Source organism: Arsukibacterium sp., from assembly GCF_033722355.1.
GTDB lineage: Bacteria > Pseudomonadota > Gammaproteobacteria > Enterobacterales > Alteromonadaceae > Alishewanella.
Genome location: NZ_JAWVZF010000005.1, coordinates 1 through 18,733 on the forward strand (window position 1 = coordinate 1; position 18,733 = coordinate 18,733).

An 18,733-nucleotide genomic window follows, 5' to 3' on the forward strand; every position below is an offset into this window, starting at 1 on the left:
CCGAGGCCGAATCATCCAGCAACCCTTTCATTTTTTTCAGATGATACAGCGCATTACCACCGTAAGAATCCAGTCTGCCGGGCGATTGCTGCCGGGCAGCAATCACGGGCTTAGCCACTTCATTCAGCCATTGATTAAACAGCTCTTCAAGCTGAGCAATTTCAGCAGTAGCGTCGGGTCTTAATGCTTTTAACCTGTTTGCAGTGTCAGTAAAGCGCTCTAATGCCTGATGATAAGGCCCTAAAAAATCCGACTTACCGGTAATAACGTACCCCCGCTCGCCGCTTTCAGCATTGAGCACCGCATTGAGCAGCATGTTGCGCAGCGCAATTGACATGACACTTTGCTGAACCTCCGTTGACTTAATCTCCAGCAGGCCAAGACTGCGATGCACCACATAGGATGACATACCAATCAGCATAACAGGCAGGATAAATCCGGCCATTAACTGGGCACGAAGCGGAATACGACGCCAGAATTTCCAGCCACCAGAGCGCTGATTCATAATAAAAGCCTAAACTAATTAACACGTTAAATATAGCTGATAACCCAGTTGCTGTCAGATACAGAATCGTTCGAGCTGCGATATGACTGCCAGAGCAAAGCAGCGGCCCGCTGCATAACAAAATGAGCAGCTGCCTGGCATTGAGTAAAGCCGCCTACTCTGCAACAATGCTGGTATTGCCGATACAGCCTGGATTCAACGTGTCACGATTCAAGTTTAAAGTTAGCAACTGCCTGTATTATCTGGCAATGTTTATCATGCTAAGTGCACCCGCCAGCGCCCAGTGGCACCGGCTGCCGTTTCAAACTATGGGCACTCAGGCCTATGTTGAGCTGTGGGCTGAAGACGATAATCTGGGCAAGGATTTGCTTATTGCCGTGCAGAATGAATTCGAACGGATTAATCAGCAAATGAGCCCTTACATTGCAAGCAGCGAGCTTAGCCTGCTAAACCGCGACGCCGCCAGCCGGCCGGTTACCGTTAGTAGCGAGCTTTACCAGTTATTACAGCAGGCAGAGCAGTTAGCGAAGCTCAGTGATGGTGCTTTTGATATCAGCTTTGCATCAGTTGGGTTTAGTTATGACTACCGGCAGCATATTAAACCGAGCGCAGAGCAACTGGATACTCAGCGGCCACTGATTAATTATCGGCATATAAAACTGCTGCCTGATAATCAGGTAAAGTTTGCTAAAGCTGGCGTTAAAATTGATTTGGGCGGCATAGCCAAAGGTCATGCCGTAGAGCAAGCCGTTGGTTTGCTGGCAAAAGCCGGTATTAAACATGCGCTGGTAACGGCCGGTGGTGATACCCGCCTGCTGGGCGATAAGCACGGCCGGCCCTGGCTGGTCGCGATTAAACACCCTCGTAAAAACGCAGATATCGTAGCGCAGTTGCCACTGACCGACAGTGCCATCAGCACCTCAGGTGATTATGAACGGTTTTTTATTGAAGACGGTGTGCGCTATCACCATATTTTAGACCCGAAAAGTGGCCAGAGCCCGTCCGGCCTGATGAGCGTAACGGTTATCGGGCCCGACGCCACCGCTACTGACGCTTTATCGACAACATTATTTGTTATGGGGCTTAAGCGCGGTATGGCGTTTATCGAGCAGCAGGCCGGATTTGAAGCCATTTTTATCAGCAGTGAACATCAGCTCTATTTTTCTTCCGGTCTGGCGCAATAATACCTGGTGTCGGGAACAGAGGCTTGCCGTCAGCGAAAAGCCCACTATACTGGTAAAACTGCTGAAAATTCAAACAACCAGATAAAACTCAGTAGTCAGAAGTCAGACTTTTTTATGACAGCGGAAACCTGATGCCAACAGCTGCGTTTAACTTTATTGTCCTTTTTCTGGCACTGTCAGCAATCTGGCAGCAGCACGCCGTCGCGTGTCAGCTCAGGCTGGGCGTTGAAACCCATTTCCCCCCGCATATTATTCAGAAAGAGCAGGGCTGGACCGGGCTTAGTATAGAATTAGTGCAGCGTCTGGCCAGAGAAATAGACTGTCAGGTTGTGCTGGTAGGCAGTCCGTGGCTGCGCTCTATGCGGCTGATTGAACAGGGTGAGCTTGATATCGTCAGCCATCTGACCTTCAGCCCCGAACGACAACAGATTTTTGCTTTTATCGGCCCGCATCACGTTGAGCAGATTTATCTGGTGGCCGATCCGACAGCTATTCCCAGCGTGACATCGATTGAGCAGCTGGCTGATGAAGTCGATCTTACTGCTATCGCCATGCTGGAAGGGGCATACTACGGAGAGGATTTTGCCAGACTGCAAACCCAGCCCGGTTTAAAACGACAGCTGGTTTATATCAGTAATAACCTTGATAAAATGGCGTTGTTAAATGCCGGCAGAGTCAATGCGGTACTGGAAGATATCTCCGTTCTGCGCTACTGGCAGAGTGAACACAGCACCACTGCAATACGCTACCAACCGCTACTGGCCATTCATAAAGGCCCGGTGTATTTTGGTTTTAATAAAAAAACCCTGTCAGATAAACAACTACAGCAGCTAAACAGTGCCTGGCTGAAACTGCACAGCAATGGCGAGCTGGCGGCTATTGTGGCCCATTATCAGCAACGTGATAATGCGCTACAGTTACCGCCTCCCCAGCCACAGCTATAATCGGCTAGACAATAGGCGCAAAGGCAGTCAGCCGGTCCTGGCTGGCAGCATTGCCCAAACCATGAAACGGTGCAACCTCAGCTAACCGGCCCTGCTCACCATGCAGGGCCAAATAATTAAGCATTACCGTCTGTACCAGTAAGTTAACATTGTTAGCCGCCATTGATGAGCCGGTTTCAACCGACGCATCCGGGCGCATAAAGCCAATTTGCTGATGCCGGGCCTGCTCTGCAGTACTGCCTCCCAACAGGGATGGCCGGCCGTTCGGGCTGTAGACCAGAATGGCAGAAGCAGCAGTGGACGAGTTATCTCCGGTCCACTCGCCTTTACCACGGCCATTTTCACTGTCGTCAATCCTGCCGTTACTGGCCACTGAACCATCTGAGTATAAGTAAATCATCAGCGGTTGGTTGCGTCTGGCGGCATATTCCAGACAAGCCCCAATACAGCGGCCGGCCCGTAAATCACGCAGCTCGCCGGTGCCGCGCTCGCCGGTATGATAATCATAACCTCCTATGGTCACAGTACCGGCACCGGCAAAACCATTTACCACCAGTTTCATCACTGAGGCTGTTTTACGAAACTCAGCATCGCCGTTAAATTCAGCACTACTGAAAATACCGCCATCACCGACAATATCCGGATCAGCCGCCGGGTCTAACGTGGCAGGGTTGCCAAAACGGTCGGCCAGATCAGCGCTTTTTACATAGCCGCAGCGCACCAGATCTTTAATCACCGCATCGCGGCTGATACCTGTGTTAACGCTGGCCAGCTTACTATCACTTAAACGCTGGATAGATTCCATTACCGCCACGGCATCATCCTGATTTAACAGCCCGAATAAATCGCCGACATCAACCAATCCCGTGACATCACTTGGCCGGTCAATTTTAGTTGGTCGCCATTCCGGGTTATAAAACTCAGCGGGGGCCATCGAATTAGCACCGGAATCCGAATTACGTGAGCCAATCAGCGGCATCAGCGAACCATTGGCACCGGCTTTGGCAATGGCAAACATTGGGTTATGCGGATTATTACCGGTGTCGTTTTCTGAGCGCGATGGAATAACAGCGCCATTGATCATCGCCTGAGTGGCCATGCTGGTCCGCTCAAGAATACCGGCCAGCATCTGCGAGTCACTATGAAACGCCAGCCCCAGCTGATCGTTGACAAAGCCCGCTACCGGATTGGCGGCATTAACTGCAGTAGGCACCATATCGGCTGGTAATCCCAGCTTACTGTAGCCCTGGGTAGACAGAAAATCGAGCTGGCCCCCGGCACCGCCCACCAGAATATTTGAACCGGCGATATTAGCACCGCCGGCTAAATCGAAACAGATAAACGGAATTTTACCGGCGCCCTCGACATTAATACCGCATTGATTCTTCAATAACTCCAGATCAGGCGATAAATCAGCAAAGGCCTTGGTCGGATTGGCAAACAAACTGAATACCGAACCCGTGGTCAGAATGCCCGCCCCGACACTCAGGCCGCAGGCAATAAAGTCGCGCCGGCTTATCGGCCGGCTATGGCAGGCGTGTAGCAGGGGCGCATCCGGGTGTAACGCTTTTTTTAATTTCATCACTGAGCTCCTTGGTATACCAGCATTAGTACACCAGCATCTGGGCACTGGCCAGCACAGCGGTGCAGGCTGCTTTGGCAATAGTCTGAGTGCGCTGGCTATCACAGCTACCATTGCACTGACTCAGACGGTCTATCAGATTATTCAATTCAGTCCTGGCTGCATTGCTATTGAGCGCTGTCGCCGGTTGCAGTGGTGCAAACCGGGTCAGTAACGGACTGATTAACGCATCACGGTTAGCCGGGCTGAGTGTGTCAGCGGGGTCAGCAGCAAAGTTGATACCCGGAAACCATGCACTGCGCAGTGCAGTATTGCTGATCGCAGCGTTACAATAAGCAATTCCCAGCTGGGTAATCGCCATTTGCTGGGCAGATATAAAAGTTTCAATATCACTCACTGCCGGTAACTGGCGGGTAATAGTCTGGTAAGTCGTCAACACAGCCGGTGAGGCCTGGGATATGCCGGTCAGCTGACTCATACTGGCATGAATAGCAGCAAAAGGCCGGATGCCGATATCGCTGCTGCTTGAATTAGCCTGGCTGATTTGCTGCAGCGGGAATGCCGGCTGTGAGCGGACATTGCTGTACTGGCCTATCCGGCCAAACGACAGGAAAAACTCGTCGCTGGCAGCACCGGCCTCAGCCGCAATAATGGTGCCAAGTGCGGACATCGGCACGGCTTCAGCAAGCGCTGTACCGCTGTCGAAGCTGAAATCCTGCCGGATCCAGGCCTGGCCTGACGTTACTTCACGGCCATTGATCGCCAGGGCCATGTCGCTAATGGTTAAATCAGCTGGCAAAGTCGCACCCTCCAGATTAATCAGGTAGGGCTGGCTGAACAAATAGGAGTAATTATCAAACTGCGCCACTTCAAATACCACGTAGGTTTGTGGCAGATCAATTAAGTGGCCGATAGCGAACGGCAGGTAAAATTTCTGGCCCACCCCGATACTGAAATTCTGGGCAACCTGGTCCGGGGTCAGTGCCCGGTTATGAATGGCCAGCAAGCGGATACTACCCTGCCATTGCCGGCTGCCATCGGCTTCATTGCCCAGCATCAGCGCAAAACTGCGATCCCAGTTACTTATTGCGGCAGGTTCACCCTGCACTCCGCTGTCCTCGCCATTTACGTAAATGCGCTGACCGTTAACCGGATCCTGGGTCAGCACCACATGTTGCAGGCTGGCCTGCAGCAACTCATCGGCATCGGCGGTACTCAGTGCCGGCATACCGGCAAAGTCACTATTGGCCCGGCGTAATAAGAAGTCGTAATTGTACTGGGTCTGGCCAAGGGTAAAATTACGGCTGATAGCACTGCCGGCGTAACTGACTATTGCTGCCGGTCCTTCCTGAATGACGTTAGCCGGAATAACCCAGGCTTCAATGGTCATTTCACCGGTGGCACTGATCAGTTCGGTCAGTTTGGCGCTACTTTGGGTCGACGCCTGGGCGCGGCCGCTGTTAATCTGCAGCCCCCATCCTGTCAGCCAGGCAAAATCGCCCTGCAAGGTTAAGTTTGCTGCTGGTTCAACCCCAGAGGTGTCAAAAGCCTGATTGCCCTCACCTTCCTTAAACTGATAAAACGCGATCTGGTTGCTTTCATACCGGCCGCCACTGGAGGCCACGACACCATCTGCCAGGCGCAGCGCTTTTGACGGCACCAGTTGCGGATCTAACTCAGTAGCCGGTACCGCATCGCTTATTGCGACAATAGCCGCCAGCATAACCGCCGCATCATTGCTGCAATCTGACCAGCAATTATGAAACTCACCACCTAGGCGGGCCACCAACCGCGACAGCTCTGGCCGGTCCAGATTAATCAAATTGCGACTGGCCTGATATGCCGCATCGATATCGCTGGCGGCAAAAAACGGCGCCTGGGCGACACTGGCATCCGGAGCATGACAGCCGGCACAGTGCTGCTGGACCAGCGGGTAAACCTCAGCGGCGAATAGCGCAGAACTTTCCGGTAATGCTTTACTGGCTCCGGGATCACGGATAACCGGTGCAACCAGGGTAACAGCGGCCTGCTCAGCACCTGAATTATTGCCCCAGTTTCTAAGCCACTGGCTAATCGTGTCGGCGCAGGCAGTATTGCTGCTCAGCCAGCAGTTGTGACCACCAGCCACTTTTTGCACGATGGCCGATTGCGTCGGATCAGCCAGGTTTACCAGAGGCATAGCCGCAGCGTAAGCCAGGTTAATATCATCACGGCGCACAAAAAACGGTGCGGTGTTGCCCTGCTGATGACAACTGCCACAGCGGTTATCGGCTACCAGATTGTCCCACAGGTTTAACTTAAATTGCTGTACATCGGCAGTCTGTGGGGCCGGACCATTGTAATTATTCGAATTATCCTGCACCGGCGGCGGCGGGTTTTGCTCTACTTCTGTGCCACCACAGGCCGTCAACATGATACTCAGCACAACCAGAAGCAATAGTCTCATGGTTACTCTCCCATACAGTAAGTGGCAGTGTCGGCAAACACCTGCTTTAAGTTATAACCGCTCTGACTGAACCGCTCGCTGCTTTGCTGAATGAGGTTAACATCGGCCAGCGTTTCCGGGGGCCGCAGGCAGGTGGTCTGGAATGCTTTTTTCACCTGACACTGAGCAAAGGCAACAGAATGCGCCAGCTCCTGCCCTAAACTTTTTGCGCCATAGCCCTCACCGGGTAAACTGCTATCCCAGCCAAGCGCCTGATTGCGGCCCTCACGCCAGTAATTTTGCCAGTGATCATTTTCTGTTTTATAGCCAAACGGAAAGTTGCCCGCGTTAATATGGTATTTTGGCTGCACCCGGCTGCCAGTCTGGCTGTTACTGGTGCCACTTTGCTGATAAAACAGCCTGCCGTTGTCCCCATTTTCATCGCTGAACTGGTAATCGTAATAAGCAAAGGCCTGTGCTAACGGATCCATACCGGCATGACAGCCGATACAGCGGTTGTGAAATATCCGGCTGTCCCCGCCGGGGCTGCGGCTGACATCCTGGCGAATGCGGTCTGCCGGGGTACTGGTATCTTTTAATGGTTCCAGATCGGTACACAGCTGGCTCATTAAAGTAAAACGCAACATCGCACGATTGGTACCCAGATAGAAAAACGCTTTGGCGCCGGCCCGGCTGGTCATTACACCGGCGCTGGCTTCAAAGGGGATACCCAGTAAACTGCTTTGGGATCTGGGCTCCAGATGTTGCTGCAAGTCGATTCCCTGCTGGTCAAGCGCCAGATAATGGGCATTATTGTCAGCGGCATAAGGCGGCAAGCCTAAGCTGTCTGCCCCGACATACAATACGTCAGTTTGCAGGATCTGCCGGAAATCAGCATTATCTCTGACCAGACCAATAATGGTGGCACTGTAGTCGTTTAACGGCTCAAAAATATCCTGGTCACGATTGGTGGCAGGCGTGGCAAACAGTTTCAGCGTGGTCCGGTAAAAGTCCGGGTGTTGCATTGCCAGTTCTGCTGCAGCCTGCGCATTACCCTGGCCGATTAAATCAGCCATCTGTTGCAGTGTTGCTGCATCCGCAGGCACGCCGGTCAGGCGGTCATGCAACCGGGTTGCCTGCTCCAGCGGGCCGGCGGCGAGCATGCCACTGAACCCTGCAGCAACGGCAACCGTCAGCAGGCGGGTCGCCAGCAGCTTAATATTGCTTTGCATATCTCTCTCCTGCCCGGCTAGCCGGGTAAAAACGCTATAGTCCACTTCGAACGGGTCGGCAGCACATCTGCCGCACCGAAATTCACGGCCTGCAGGCGCAGTGTCAATTGCCGCTCCAGCCGTTCATCTTTTAATTCACTCTCGACAATACTAACCTGTTGCAAGCTGCCATCCGGGTTAATAACCAGTTCAAACACGACTTTGCCCTTAAGCAGCGGATTGGCCCGCAGCGCCCGGTTGTAAAGGGTGTACAGGCTGCTTTTATTGGCTTCCAGCGTCTGGCGGATACTGGCTTCGGAGCGTCCGCCCTGGTTAGCGGCGTCATTGCTGGCGTTGCCGGTGCTATTAGCAGACACCGGGGCAGCTGACGCCAGACCGCGCAGCTCTGCCTCGGCCAGCTCGGTACTCGCAGCCCGGTTCAGATCAGCCCTTGCCACATCGGCACTGACCGCTGCCGCCGCTTTGGCGGCTGTTTTAGCCAGCTCAGGGTTGCTGATCCGCTCAGGCTCGACGGTCGCAGCACGTTGCTGGCCCTCCCGCTGCAATTGTGGTGCCTGCTGATTAACGGTAAAAGTCTGGCGCAACGCGGCCAGCTCATCCTGCATTGCCAGCAGGCCTGCCTGCTGTGCCGTTGCCCGTGCCTGCTCCGGGGTGACGGTTCTGGCTTCTACGACCTGCGGCTCAGGTTCAGGTTCCGGTTCCGGCGCGGGTTCAGGCTCCGGCTCGGGCAGTGCGATGGGCTCCGGCGGGGTAATGTCCCGCTGCTCCAGCATTACCCTGGCCAACTGCGGCGGTAACTGTTCTTGTTGTTGCCGGCTGCGTTCAGGTACCTGATACAGCGGTACTGCAATCGACAGCAACAGCAGTAACACCAGACCGCCGATAACTGCCCTGCTGAAAAACTGATCTTCCTGCTGCCAGCCTGTGCCAGCTTGCCAGCTTAGCGTCGTCATGGCGTTGCCTCCAGGGCGCTGCTGCGCTGCTCTACTGCCAGCGATACATCCCGGTACTCGGTGGCGGCACTTATCGCCATCAGTCGCCGCAACACAGCATACGGCGTTGTGGCATCGGCCAGAATCGTCAGCGGCCGGCCCAGAGCCTGCTGCTCAGCCGGCAATGGTGCGGCGCGCCCTGCCAGATAGGTCAGTTCCTGCTGCACCGCTGTTGCCAGCGGCTCCTGCCATTGCTCGGGTGGCTGCTGCCAGTCGCCCCGCCATACCGCTTTGCCCTGCACTAATACGCCGTTAGCGGTTACGGTTAACAATACCTGCTCCCGCGGTAATTGCTCTGACACAGACTGAGGCAACCGCATCTCTTTATTACTGGGCAATACCACCACATCAGACTGATTAACCATCAGGAAAAACACTAAAATGGTAAAAATATCCATCAGTGCAACCAGGTTCAGCTTCGAGCTTTGGGCCAGCCGCTGATTTTGCTTGACCATTCGTCTGGCACGAAATGATTGTTTCATTCAGGCCCCTCGCTCACTGCATCCGGTAACTGACCAAGCGAAATCACCGGGAATAATTCTGCATCGACCACCGAGGCCGCTACCACGGTTTTAAAAGCCCGAACCGTATCCATGGCGCTGACCAGGGTCTGGTAATCGAGCGTTTCCGGCGCCAGAATAGTGATATCCCGCTTGGTTATATTTTGCTGCTGCCAGGTGAGCTTCAGGTCCTGCAAAAAAGCTGATAAAGCGATAAAATCTGGCTGGCCCTGCTCGTTATGGGCGAATTCACGTAACAGCTGGCCTGCCGGATAATTCAGCCTTAACTGATCTGGCCGTAATTCCAGTTCCAGAATTTGCGGTTCATCCTGCTCCTGCTGCAGCAGTTGCTCGGTTTGCGGTGGCAATTGAATGTTCAGCACCCTAATCTGGGTAAATACCAGGCTTAACAACAATACCGGTACCAATACGATCATCAGATTCATAAAGGAGGTAATGTCGAGTTCAGCCTCATTCAGGCTGACTTTATGCTTTCTGATCATCCCGGCCACCCGTAAAACGTTGTCCGATACTGTTCATTAATTTGATGCCCGCCATTTCCATGGTATCGACAATGCTGGCTGTTTTGCTTTGCAGCAGCGCATGGACAAATACCAGCGGAATCGCCGTCATCAGACCAAAAGCCGTGGTATTCATTGCCACGGAGATACTGGATGACAATAAGCTGGCTTTTTCGGAAGGGTCGGCATTAGCGACCGCTGAGAATGCGGCGATTAAACCAACAATAGTGCCAAGCAAACCTAGCAAAGTGGCGACATTGGCCAGCGTGGCCAGAAAAGGGGTGCGTTTTTGCAGGCGCAGGCTGTATTCCAGCACGACTTCCTCCATCGCATATTCCATATCTTCGCGCCGGTGCGACGACGTTAGCCGGTTAACCCCACTGGCCAGCATCAGGCTAAGTGGTGTCTGATCTTTATCAGCGTACTGCACAATAGCCTGGGTATCTGCTGTGGCAATAGCCGGTTGCAGCTGACGATAGGCCCGCTGATTACTGGCGTAAACGGAACGGAGAAACCACCAACGTTCAATGGTGATGGCGATCCCTAAAATCAGAATAAAAGCGATAGGGAAAATAAAGTAGCCCCCTTCCTGCAAAAACCGCACTATGCTATTGACGAAATCCATGCTGTAAACCTCTTAATTATTTTCTGTTGATACGGTACCGGCAGGTTGCTGCTGGAGCGACTGTGCCTCGATAAAACGGAGAAACTGCTGGCGGTCCAGCGGTTGTATTGGCTCTGGGGGCACCTGAATGTCGGGGGCCGGGATCCGGATCTGGGCAATACTGTCCTGCCATGGCAGCACATATAACGTTCGGGGTTGCTGCTGATTACCACTGATCGTCGTGCTGATATTAACCTCTACGGCTGGCCGGCTGGCAGCAGACGGCATTTGTGATGGCGCCGGCTGCGGCGGTTGAGCTGCAGCATCGGTGACCTGCTGTGCCTGACTGGTGCTCATCAGCAATAAACACAGGGCGCAACTGCCCGTTCTGATCCACTTCATTAGTTACTCCTGCTGCTCCAGCAAACGCAACCAGGCTTCTGCCATAGGGTCGCCGGTAAGCTTTTGATATTGCTGATAGTGATGCCGGGCCTGTTCTGGCTGCGCCAGATACAGCTCATATAAAAACCCGAGATTCTTATGAGCACTGGCAAAATCACTGCGCTGGGCTAAGGCCTCAAGCCAGTAGCGTCTTGCCTGGTTAAAATTGCCTTGCTGGCGGGCAATAACCCCCAGTAAATTTGCCGCTTCAACATAATCTGGCCGGCGTTCCAGCAGCGGCGTCAGGGTCCGGAGCGCCTGTTCAGTTTGCTGCAGCTGCCAGTAAGCCACCGCCAGATTGTAATGAATACCCGGTGCGTCCGGCAGCTGCTGGGCCAACGGTTCAAGCAGGGTAATCGCCTGGCGGTAATCGTTCTTTCGCAGTGACTGCTTGGCCTGCTCAAACTGTTGCGCTAGTTCCGGTTGCAACTCAGGTTTTGGCGTAACCGGGGCAGTTAAACCAGGTTCAGTAACCGGCACTGTGATCTGACCGGGTGAGTGCTGTTGCTCAGAAAGGTGCTCTGCAGGCTGTTGTTGCGGTTCGGCACGAGAAGTCATCTGGTCAGCAGCCTCAGGAGCAGCATCCGGTGCGCTTAACTGCGCACAATGACTGAGCGATAACAGCAGCACCAGCGCCGTGCCCCCTCTTAATAACAGCTGGCTGGCCAGCAACAGGTGAGACCTGAACCGGCAGTTAGTAAGCTTCATCAGCAAGCTCCAGGTAAACCGCGGGTTTACGGTAACGGGCCGGCGATAACTCAGCCAGCTTGTGAAAACTCTCAGCAACCCATTTGTCATACAGTGGCTGACTGACCAGCGCTGCATTTTGCTGGTATATTTCAATGGCCAGCTCTTCAAACGGGTAAGCCTGCTCTTCGAGCAGCAACTCGTATTGTTCCAGCGCCAACGCATCCAGCCCTTTGGGTCGTTCAGAATTTAGCAGTGCCGCCGCCATCTGCTGATACAGTTCGCCAATCTGGTACTGAGCCTGACTATAAAAATCGGCAACCTGCCAGCTCATACTGGTTTGCAGCAATTTTATCGCCGTTGTCATATGGGTTTGCTTTTTCTTTAAATTGTCACGCAGTGGCTGGCGTAAAGTAACACCGTTAAATAACGTACTGTTATGCAGCCCCAGTTGTAATGCCGCATCAGCGGCCAGATACCGGCTGCGCTCAGTGCCATCTTGTTGCTGGCTGGCCAGCTGTTGTTCGGCGTTAACAATACGCTGGTACCAGAAATTACGCCGGCTGAGATCATGCTGCGCCTGATACAGCTCAACCAGCCTGGCGCGCGCTTCCTGTGCCGGCAAATGAGGCTCTGGGTACTGATTAGCATAGCTGCGGTAGGCCAGACGGGCGGCGTCAACGTTACCGGCCTGCCAGTAGTAATCTGCTGCTTTGTATAACAGCGCCTGCTGCTGCGCTCCCGCGTCAAGCGCGGCGACCTGCTGGCTGAGTAAGTCAGCAGCACTTTGCCAGTCTGCTAATTGCTCATAGCTGCTTAACAGCGCACTGCGGATGGCCGGCAGTTCCGCACTGTCCGGATAACGAGACTGATAAGTCTGCATCAGGCTGATGGCTTGGGGATACTGCTGTTCTGCCAGCAGCAGGCTGATTTGCTGGTAAGCTGCGCTTTGATGATACTCCGACTCTGGCAATGCTAATAACCGCTCTATATGCTGCAACTGCTCAGCGGCAGAAATACCGCCTTGCTGCGCCTGCTGATATACCGCCGAAGCCAGTTGGGTACGAAGTAAGCGCTCTCTGGCAGCCCCAGCGCTGCCGTCGATGGCTATCGCGTTATCTGCAGCATAAATAGCCAGCAATTGCTGCAGACTCTGCTCTGCCCGGCTATAGTCCTGTTGCGCCAGCGCGGTCTGGCTGACAATAAACAACGCTTCGTTCACCAGTTGCCGGTTAGTCAGTTCCGGGTGCGGCCAGTCGATGACGCGCCGGGCATAGTCTGCCACGTCGCTGTAGGCTTTTTGCTGATAAATGTCTGACAGTTGATTCAGGGCAACCTGCTGCGCCGCCTCGTGGCGACTGTGCCAGCGGACAAACTGCTGCTGTTGCTGCCACCAGTTATCCTTTGCTGCGCGGCTGGCATTATCGGCTTTAGCCAACGCTTCACTTAATAACAAGGCGCGGTAAGCAGCCTGCTCGGCAGTAAAGCTCTGTGCATTAAGCGCCGTCGTCGGGTAACCGAGCTGCTGATAGGCAGCAAGTGCCGCCTGTTGCTCACCACTTTCTGCCAGCGCTTCTGCCAGCAGATAACGGATATCATCCGGCCAGAGCAGGCTGTCTTGCCGCTCAACCTCTGATAACAATGGCTGCACCATCAATAATTGCTGCCAGTAGCGGACCAACTGACCAAACAGTGCGGGTTTGGCACTGCCGCTGGCCTGACGGGCCAGCTGATAACCTTTGCGGCCAAAATAATCCAGGTATTGTGCCAGCTGCGGTGCCAGCTCTGCCTGTTCGGCTGGCCGGGCTTGCTGCCAGAAAGCGCTGGCCGGACCAAACCGGTCGATAAAGCCCTGTTGCGCCTGCTGTGCTGCGTCAGCTTCGGCGTAATCCAGATGGTGCTGTATCAGCTGCAGTTGCATCCGGCCCGCTTCCACAGCCAGCGGCTGGTCAGCAATAAACGTGCGGTAAGTGTCAAGCGCGGCCTGATCCAGCTCTTTCTCAAATAAAAAACCCGCCAGTGCCTGATATAACGCCGCCTGATAGGCAACCGGCCGCTGCTGTGGCGGACCGTCGCGATAAGCAGCCCGCTGCAGCAGTGCCAGCAGGCTTGCCGCCTGCTGCTGATAACTGAGCGAGATGCTCAGTATCCTTGTCAGCTCCTCGCGCAGACTTTGCTGCTGATCAGCTATCAGCCGTTGGTGATAGGTCAGATCCAGTGCCTGTAAGAAAGCATCATCGGCCAGCGCATATTGCTGCAACTGGAAATGACTCCAGCCGGACATATACAACGCATGCTGACTGAGCTCCGGCCCGGCCAGCATCAGCACCTGTTCAAACGCAGCTAAGGCTTGTAAATAGTCGCTCTGGCTGTAATAAATATCGCCGATGCGAAACCATAATTCAGCAGCAAACCCGCTTTGTGGATATTGCCTGAGCAGCGCCTGCATCTGTTGCTGAGCCGCCTGACTGTCCCCAATCAAGTCAAGCGCCCGGGCCAGCTGATAATGGATCAGTTCGTTATTGGGGTCCTCTGGAAACTGCGCCAGCAAAGCACGGTATTCCGCAATTAACTTCAGCAGCGCCTGTCGCTCAGCGGCCGGTGTCAACTCGGCTAATTCCAGCTCCCGGGTATTAAGCTGCGATAAGCGGTAAAGCACTTTTTGTCTTACCGTCGCTGCCGGCGCCATTGCTAATAATTGCTGATACACCTGCTGCAGCTGAATGGCAGTTACCGGCCCGGACTCAGGCAGCGCCGCCTGGTTAAACGGAGCCAGTTCGGCCAGTGTCGGGCGGCGAACCATTTTATCGGGCGCACTGCCACAGCCTGCTAACAACGAAAAAACCAGGAAAGGGGGCAGCTTGCTAAACATCAGATGGCGCATTAGTGGCCCTCCTGTGAGGTCAGCAATAGCTGTTCCATCACCCTGGCAATGGCCTGGGTATTTAACCGGCGCAATTCAAGAAGTTGCTCACGCTCAGCCTGCTGTAGCTGGGCCAGGCTGCTATTAAGCCGGGCCAGCATCTGTTGCTGCTCGGTGGCCAGCATCCGCGCAAAGCGGCTTTCCCGGTCAGTCAGGGTCGCCAGTTGCTGCTGTTGCAGCAGTAAGCGTTCGGTTTTGCCATCCAGTTGGGTTAACCGCGCTAGCGCCTGCTCAATGTCAGTCAGCTCTGCAGTCAGTTGCTGCTGCTGTTTACTCAGTTGCCAGTGTCGCTCAGCACGGTTGTACTGATAATGCCACTGCAAAATGCCCGTCAGCCGCTCTAGCCGTACCCTGGCGGAACTGACATCGCGGCCGGCCGCAGTCAGTGCCTCGACCCGCTGTTGCGCCTTGCTTATCGTAGTTTGCCACCTGGCAAAATCCTGTTCAGCTGGATCCAGCCACAATTGCTGGGCCATTGGTTGCGATTTGGCAGCCGCTATCTGGCTGCTCAGCTGCTCGGCCTGCCATTGCAACGCTTGCTGGCGCGCGGTTAAGCCCGGCAGTGCCGTGTCCAGTAATTGCCGTTGCTGGGCAAGTTTGAAGCGGACAACCTCAGCGAGATTTTCCAGCCGGTTTAACCGTTGTTGCTGCAGTTGCTGCAATTGCTGTAAGCCTTGCAGCTGACTGCTCATATGAAACAGTGCTGGCTGCTGACGAAGCTGATAACGCTGCCAGCCAGTGAGTGTGTCAGATTTTGCCAGCGCCGTCAGGTTAACCGGTCGGGCATGCTCACTGTTATCAGCCAACTGCTGCTGATAATACTGATCCGCCCAGCGATATGCCGCCAACGCATCCTGCTGAGCCAGCGCACGCTCAAACTGATTACCCAGCTGGTGCGCTGCCAGCCAGCTGGCGACGGCATAGGGATAACGGGCAATCAGCTGCTGCAATACGGCCAATAGTGTGGGAATTTGCCGGTTTTCTGTCAGGATGTCCCGATACAATGTCATCGCAGCCAGAGTCAGTACGCTGTTACTGGCAAAATTGCGCAGTACCCGCTGGGCATCAGCCCATTGCCCTTGATCCACCAGCAATCCCGCCTGTAATAATTGCAGATAATCGGCAAGTGCCTGACGCTCCGTATTATCATTCAGTAACGGCGCTGGCCCGCCCCAGCTGAATAACTGTGACCAGAAACCGGTTTGCTGCGGTGGCTGTAATTCGTTATTCAGCTTTGCCAGTAACGATAACGCCTGCTCAGGTTGCTGTTGCTGGCGTAAAGCCAGAATGTGATTGATCACCACATAAGGTAATTCACGTTGCCCGGCAAGCCGGTCAAATACCTCTGGATCAGTTGTCTGGCTGGCCGGCCAGTTCAGTAACTGTTTTAGCAGCTCTGCCTCGCCAGCCAGTTCGGCCAGCGGTGGGCTTAACTGGTTCAGATACCGGGTCGCCGCCGTATTTTGCTGCTGCTCAAGCAAATAACGGCTGTACTGCAGGAGCGCAATATTACGCAACTGGCGTGGCAGCGTGCCGCCGAGCGATTGTTCGTCCAGCAGCGTCTTCAGCAATGCTGCTGTGGCAAAGGGCATATCCAGCTGTAATAAAAGGCCGGCTGTCAGCAGACTGGCTTTTGCCGGGTCTTGCGGTGCCAGTGATAACTGCAGCAGGGCCTGATAATAATCATCCTGATAAAAATGCCAGGCGGCCAGGCGGTACTGTTTCTCGGTGCGCGCAAGCGGCTCAGCGACAGCAGCTAGTGTCAGGCCGCTGCCCAACAGTAACGCAAGCAGCCGGGCTGACAGGGTTTTGCTCAATTGCCCGACCATACTTCCACACTGAAATCAGGTTGATAATCAGCACTGCTGTCTGCAATTTTCAGCTCCAGCAATACGGCTTCATCTGCTTTGGTAAAACGGTGGCTGACGGCCCGCCGGTAGTCACGATCATCCGGACCTTTTCCGACAAAGACTGCCGTTAAGGTATGTTCACCGGCCCGGATATTGCCCTTGTAAAACGGCTGTATGGCACCACGCTGCAAGCCTTCGCGCTCACTGCTGGTATAAAGGTGGGCAGCCACCGGCTTATCATTCAGCTTTAACTGAATACTGTCCAGCTGAAAAAAATGCCCGGCGTCAACAGACACATAGACCGCCAGTTGGGTTTGCGGGGGAAATAATAATTCTTCTTCCAGAATAAACAGCTCACGGTTCAGCGCAATAGCCTGCTGTTTTAACTGTTCAATTTGCTGTTGAGCTGATGAGTCGGTTGTTGCTGCACGGGCTGACAACGGTACCGTCAGCAACATAACGCTAAACAGTACGGAACTGACTAACTGACATCTCATGCGGCAACCTCATTAAAAATAAACACTGAAAAAAGCTCGGTAAACATTGGCAGTTAACCGATACAAGGGTTCAGCGCCCGGCTCTGCCCCCGTTACGGTAACATTACGAAAATTATTGTAATTAAAGCGGATATGATCCCACTCCAGGTTTAACTCCGGTTTGGCAGTGGGCCACCAGGCCCAGCTCGCGAACCGATAACTGGCACCGACGCCTACACTCAGGTTGTTAAAATCACTGAGCTCTTTGTCTCTGGCCATAAAATTCTGCTGGTTGGCAAAATCAAATAAATCCGCATAAAACGATGCCTGACCCTGCTGATACCAGCGCAGATGACTGTCCAGCACCCAGCGCTCGGCGAGCGGATGAACATATTCAAGTTCTGCGTCAAAGGCCCGGATATCCCAGCTATCCTGATAGTGCCGTAGTGATGCCGTCAGCGCGGCCCGGTACGGTAAATAAAACTTGTTAACCAGCCCCAGGGCAAAACTGTTGCGGGTATTGGGATAGCGCTCAAACTGATAGCCATAGCCAAGCTCAGCCATCGGATCACGATACCGTACACTGCGATACGGGTTATTCAAAAAGCCCTGTTCCATATCCACTTCCGCATTCAGCGCGCTGATCCAGCGGGTGGTCAGTACCTGTGTTACCCCAAAGCTGTAACTGTAACGGCGTAACTGCTCACTGAAACTGGCATCGCCGTTACGGCCAATCTCATCATCTCCTGCTGCAGCAGTCAGACTTAAGGTCGTCATGCCGCCAAACGTATCATGGGCGACACCCAGCGACACCGATTTAGCGTTGTAGTCATCTTCGTCGCTTTGTGCATAATTCACTGACAAAATGCTGTTACCTGTCAGATAATCGACGCCAAGCCTGCTCTCTATCCTGGTTTCACTGTAAGCAGATGCAGTTGCCACCACATCAATTGATGCCCCGGACACCGTATCAACATAATAGAAACCGGAAACAGAGACCTGCTCACCCACCTTACTGCGTAACATCAGCGCCGGGCCATCAATCGACACGCCACCGCCCTGGTAACTATGATGCATTAAGTCAATCCGGTTATCGGGCAGTACGGCGGCAACCAGCGAACTACTGAATGCCAACCCCGGCAGCGCAGCCAGCAGGCTCTTAATTACAGCCACAACCGCCTCCGCCACTGCCATCGGCGCCTTTGGCCGCTTCCCGTGAGTCTCTGACATGGGCACTATGCTGGATGGCCACCGGATGACGGCCAAAGGCCATTATCGGATCGGCAAGCTCGGCCCGTTCATAGGGTTTTACCCAGGGCTCAATACTGGCGCAGCCGGTCAGGCTGACAAACAGCAGAATAGCTGTCAGCGATTTAATTGCGCAGCAGGGTTTTAATATCATTTTCATATTTCTGCTCATAACCCGGCTTATAACCCCGATGGACACTGTGCACATTGCCGTCTTTATTTATGATGACTGTGGTCGGCATTGCCTGAACCTGATAACGTTCCGAGACACTGTTTTCAGTATCAAACAGGATGGGAAACTCAACCCGGGTCTTGCTCAGGTACTTCTGGGCTGCAGTGCTGTCTGCTTCGACATTAACGCCCCATATCTGGACACCCAATGGCTGATACTTGCTGGCCAGTTTATCCAGTGCCGGCATTTCCTGCAGACAAGGACCACACCAGCTGGCCCAGAAATTCAGCACTATGATGTCGCCCCGTTGCTCTGCCAGACGCAGATTAACGCCGGTTAACGCTTTGAGGGTAAAATCAGGCGCTGCTGCCTGTGATTCAGCGCTGGCATTGCGGACACTTAATGACAGCACAGTTAACAACAAACCTAATAACAGTGTTTTCATAC

18 protein-coding genes are annotated in these 18,733 nt (G+C 53.9%); 2 read left to right on the top strand and 16 right to left on the bottom strand.

What is annotated here, in order from left to right; translation table 11 throughout:
- On the bottom strand, positions 1-505 hold a 505-nt coding region (locus tag R3177_RS01145), incomplete at its 3' end, for a CHASE3 domain-containing protein (protein ID WP_318969209.1).
- Between the two features lie 200 nt (positions 506-705).
- On the opposite strand from R3177_RS01145, the gene R3177_RS01150 reads away from it, so the two are divergent.
- On the top strand, positions 706-1,689 hold the full coding sequence (locus tag R3177_RS01150) for an FAD:protein FMN transferase (protein ID WP_318969210.1): 984 nt from the start codon (positions 706-708) through the stop codon (positions 1,687-1,689).
- A gap of 131 nt (positions 1,690-1,820) precedes the next feature.
- Entirely contained in the window at positions 1,821-2,633 is an 813-nt protein-coding gene (locus R3177_RS01155) for a substrate-binding periplasmic protein (RefSeq protein ID WP_318969211.1), read from the top strand.
- 4 nt (positions 2,634-2,637) lie between these two features.
- Here the strand turns inward: R3177_RS01155 and R3177_RS01160 are convergent, their stop codons facing one another.
- Genes R3177_RS01160 through R3177_RS01230 form a run of 15 tightly spaced genes read right to left on the bottom strand, consistent with a single transcriptional unit; the run spans position 2,638 to position 18,731 of the window.
- A complete protein-coding gene (locus tag R3177_RS01160) occupies positions 2,638-4,215 on the bottom strand; it encodes a hypothetical protein (RefSeq protein WP_318969212.1) in 1,578 nt (525 codons plus the stop codon).
- A 25-nt stretch (positions 4,216-4,240) separates the two neighbouring features.
- On the bottom strand, positions 4,241-6,661 hold the full coding sequence (locus R3177_RS01165; protein WP_318969213.1) for a LamG domain-containing protein: 2,421 nt from the start codon (positions 6,659-6,661) through the stop codon (positions 4,241-4,243).
- A gap of 2 nt (positions 6,662-6,663) precedes the next feature.
- Positions 6,664-7,872, bottom strand: a complete 1,209-nt coding sequence (locus R3177_RS01170) for a hypothetical protein (protein ID WP_318969214.1) — start codon at positions 7,870-7,872, stop codon at positions 6,664-6,666.
- A gap of 17 nt (positions 7,873-7,889) precedes the next feature.
- Positions 7,890-8,825 carry an AgmX/PglI C-terminal domain-containing protein gene (locus R3177_RS01175; RefSeq protein WP_318969215.1) on the bottom strand — a complete coding sequence of 312 codons (936 nt, stop codon included), beginning with the start codon at positions 8,823-8,825 and terminating at the stop codon, positions 7,890-7,892.
- On the bottom strand, positions 8,822-9,346 hold the full coding sequence (locus tag R3177_RS01180; RefSeq protein WP_318969216.1) for an ExbD/TolR family protein: 525 nt from the start codon (positions 9,344-9,346) through the stop codon (positions 8,822-8,824). The genes R3177_RS01175 and R3177_RS01180 overlap by 4 nt, the downstream gene beginning before the upstream one ends.
- Positions 9,343-9,867 carry a biopolymer transporter ExbD gene (locus tag R3177_RS01185; protein ID WP_318969217.1) on the bottom strand — a complete coding sequence of 175 codons (525 nt, stop codon included), beginning with the start codon at positions 9,865-9,867 and terminating at the stop codon, positions 9,343-9,345. Before R3177_RS01185 ends, R3177_RS01180 begins: the two co-directional genes overlap by 4 nt.
- Positions 9,851-10,510, bottom strand: coding sequence for a MotA/TolQ/ExbB proton channel family protein (locus R3177_RS01190; protein WP_318969218.1), 660 nt, complete (start codon positions 10,508-10,510; stop codon positions 9,851-9,853). The genes R3177_RS01185 and R3177_RS01190 overlap by 17 nt, the downstream gene beginning before the upstream one ends.
- 12 nt (positions 10,511-10,522) lie before the next feature.
- Positions 10,523-10,891 carry a hypothetical protein gene (locus R3177_RS01195; RefSeq protein WP_318969219.1) on the bottom strand — a complete coding sequence of 123 codons (369 nt, stop codon included), beginning with the start codon at positions 10,889-10,891 and terminating at the stop codon, positions 10,523-10,525.
- Between the two features lie 3 nt (positions 10,892-10,894).
- A complete protein-coding gene (locus R3177_RS01200) occupies positions 10,895-11,638 on the bottom strand; it encodes a tetratricopeptide repeat protein (protein WP_318969220.1) in 744 nt (247 codons plus the stop codon).
- Positions 11,625-14,501, bottom strand: coding sequence for a tetratricopeptide repeat protein (locus R3177_RS01205; protein WP_318969221.1), 2,877 nt, complete (start codon positions 14,499-14,501; stop codon positions 11,625-11,627). The genes R3177_RS01200 and R3177_RS01205 overlap by 14 nt, the downstream gene beginning before the upstream one ends.
- Complete coding sequence (locus R3177_RS01210; protein ID WP_318969222.1) at positions 14,501-16,357, bottom strand: hypothetical protein; 1,857 nt, start codon at positions 16,355-16,357, stop codon at positions 14,501-14,503. The genes R3177_RS01205 and R3177_RS01210 overlap by 1 nt, the downstream gene beginning before the upstream one ends.
- Entirely contained in the window at positions 16,354-16,887 is a 534-nt protein-coding gene (locus R3177_RS01215) for an AraC family transcriptional regulator (protein WP_318969223.1), read from the bottom strand. The genes R3177_RS01210 and R3177_RS01215 overlap by 4 nt, the downstream gene beginning before the upstream one ends.
- 12 nt (positions 16,888-16,899) lie before the next feature.
- Positions 16,900-18,039: a DUF3570 domain-containing protein gene (locus R3177_RS01220; RefSeq protein ID WP_318969224.1), complete on the bottom strand. Its 1,140-nt coding sequence runs from the start codon at positions 18,037-18,039 to the stop codon at positions 16,900-16,902.
- The gene (locus tag R3177_RS01225) at positions 18,026-18,274 is read right to left on the bottom strand and encodes a DUF4266 domain-containing protein (protein WP_318969225.1); all 249 of its coding nucleotides are present in this window, start codon (positions 18,272-18,274) and stop codon (positions 18,026-18,028) included. Before R3177_RS01225 ends, R3177_RS01220 begins: the two co-directional genes overlap by 14 nt.
- Positions 18,240-18,731: a TlpA disulfide reductase family protein gene (locus R3177_RS01230; RefSeq protein WP_318969226.1), complete on the bottom strand. Its 492-nt coding sequence runs from the start codon at positions 18,729-18,731 to the stop codon at positions 18,240-18,242. Before R3177_RS01230 ends, R3177_RS01225 begins: the two co-directional genes overlap by 35 nt.
- Positions 18,732-18,733: the final 2 nt, after the last annotated feature.

Bases quoted from the DNA above. Each gene is read 5' to 3' on its own strand.
- R3177_RS01155 (WP_318969211.1), top strand. From the start codon at position 1,821: ATGCCAACAGCTGCGTTTAACTTTATTGTCCTTTTTCTGGCACTGTCA.
- R3177_RS01160 (WP_318969212.1), bottom strand. From the start codon at position 4,215: ATGAAATTAAAAAAAGCGTTACACCCGGATGCGCCCCTGCTACACGCC.
- R3177_RS01165 (WP_318969213.1), bottom strand. From the start codon at position 6,661: ATGAGACTATTGCTTCTGGTTGTGCTGAGTATCATGTTGACGGCCTGT.
- R3177_RS01170 (WP_318969214.1), bottom strand. From the start codon at position 7,872: ATGCAAAGCAATATTAAGCTGCTGGCGACCCGCCTGCTGACGGTTGCC.
- R3177_RS01175 (WP_318969215.1), bottom strand. From the start codon at position 8,825: ATGACGACGCTAAGCTGGCAAGCTGGCACAGGCTGGCAGCAGGAAGAT.
- R3177_RS01180 (WP_318969216.1), bottom strand. From the start codon at position 9,346: ATGAAACAATCATTTCGTGCCAGACGAATGGTCAAGCAAAATCAGCGG.
- R3177_RS01185 (WP_318969217.1), bottom strand. From the start codon at position 9,867: ATGATCAGAAAGCATAAAGTCAGCCTGAATGAGGCTGAACTCGACATT.
- R3177_RS01190 (WP_318969218.1), bottom strand. From the start codon at position 10,510: ATGGATTTCGTCAATAGCATAGTGCGGTTTTTGCAGGAAGGGGGCTAC.
- R3177_RS01195 (WP_318969219.1), bottom strand. From the start codon at position 10,891: ATGAAGTGGATCAGAACGGGCAGTTGCGCCCTGTGTTTATTGCTGATG.
- R3177_RS01200 (WP_318969220.1), bottom strand. From the start codon at position 11,638: ATGAAGCTTACTAACTGCCGGTTCAGGTCTCACCTGTTGCTGGCCAGC.
- R3177_RS01205 (WP_318969221.1), bottom strand. From the start codon at position 14,501: ATGCGCCATCTGATGTTTAGCAAGCTGCCCCCTTTCCTGGTTTTTTCG.
- R3177_RS01215 (WP_318969223.1), bottom strand. From the start codon at position 16,887: ATGAGATGTCAGTTAGTCAGTTCCGTACTGTTTAGCGTTATGTTGCTG.
- R3177_RS01225 (WP_318969225.1), bottom strand. From the start codon at position 18,274: ATGAAAATGATATTAAAACCCTGCTGCGCAATTAAATCGCTGACAGCT.
- R3177_RS01230 (WP_318969226.1), bottom strand. From the start codon at position 18,731: ATGAAAACACTGTTATTAGGTTTGTTGTTAACTGTGCTGTCATTAAGT.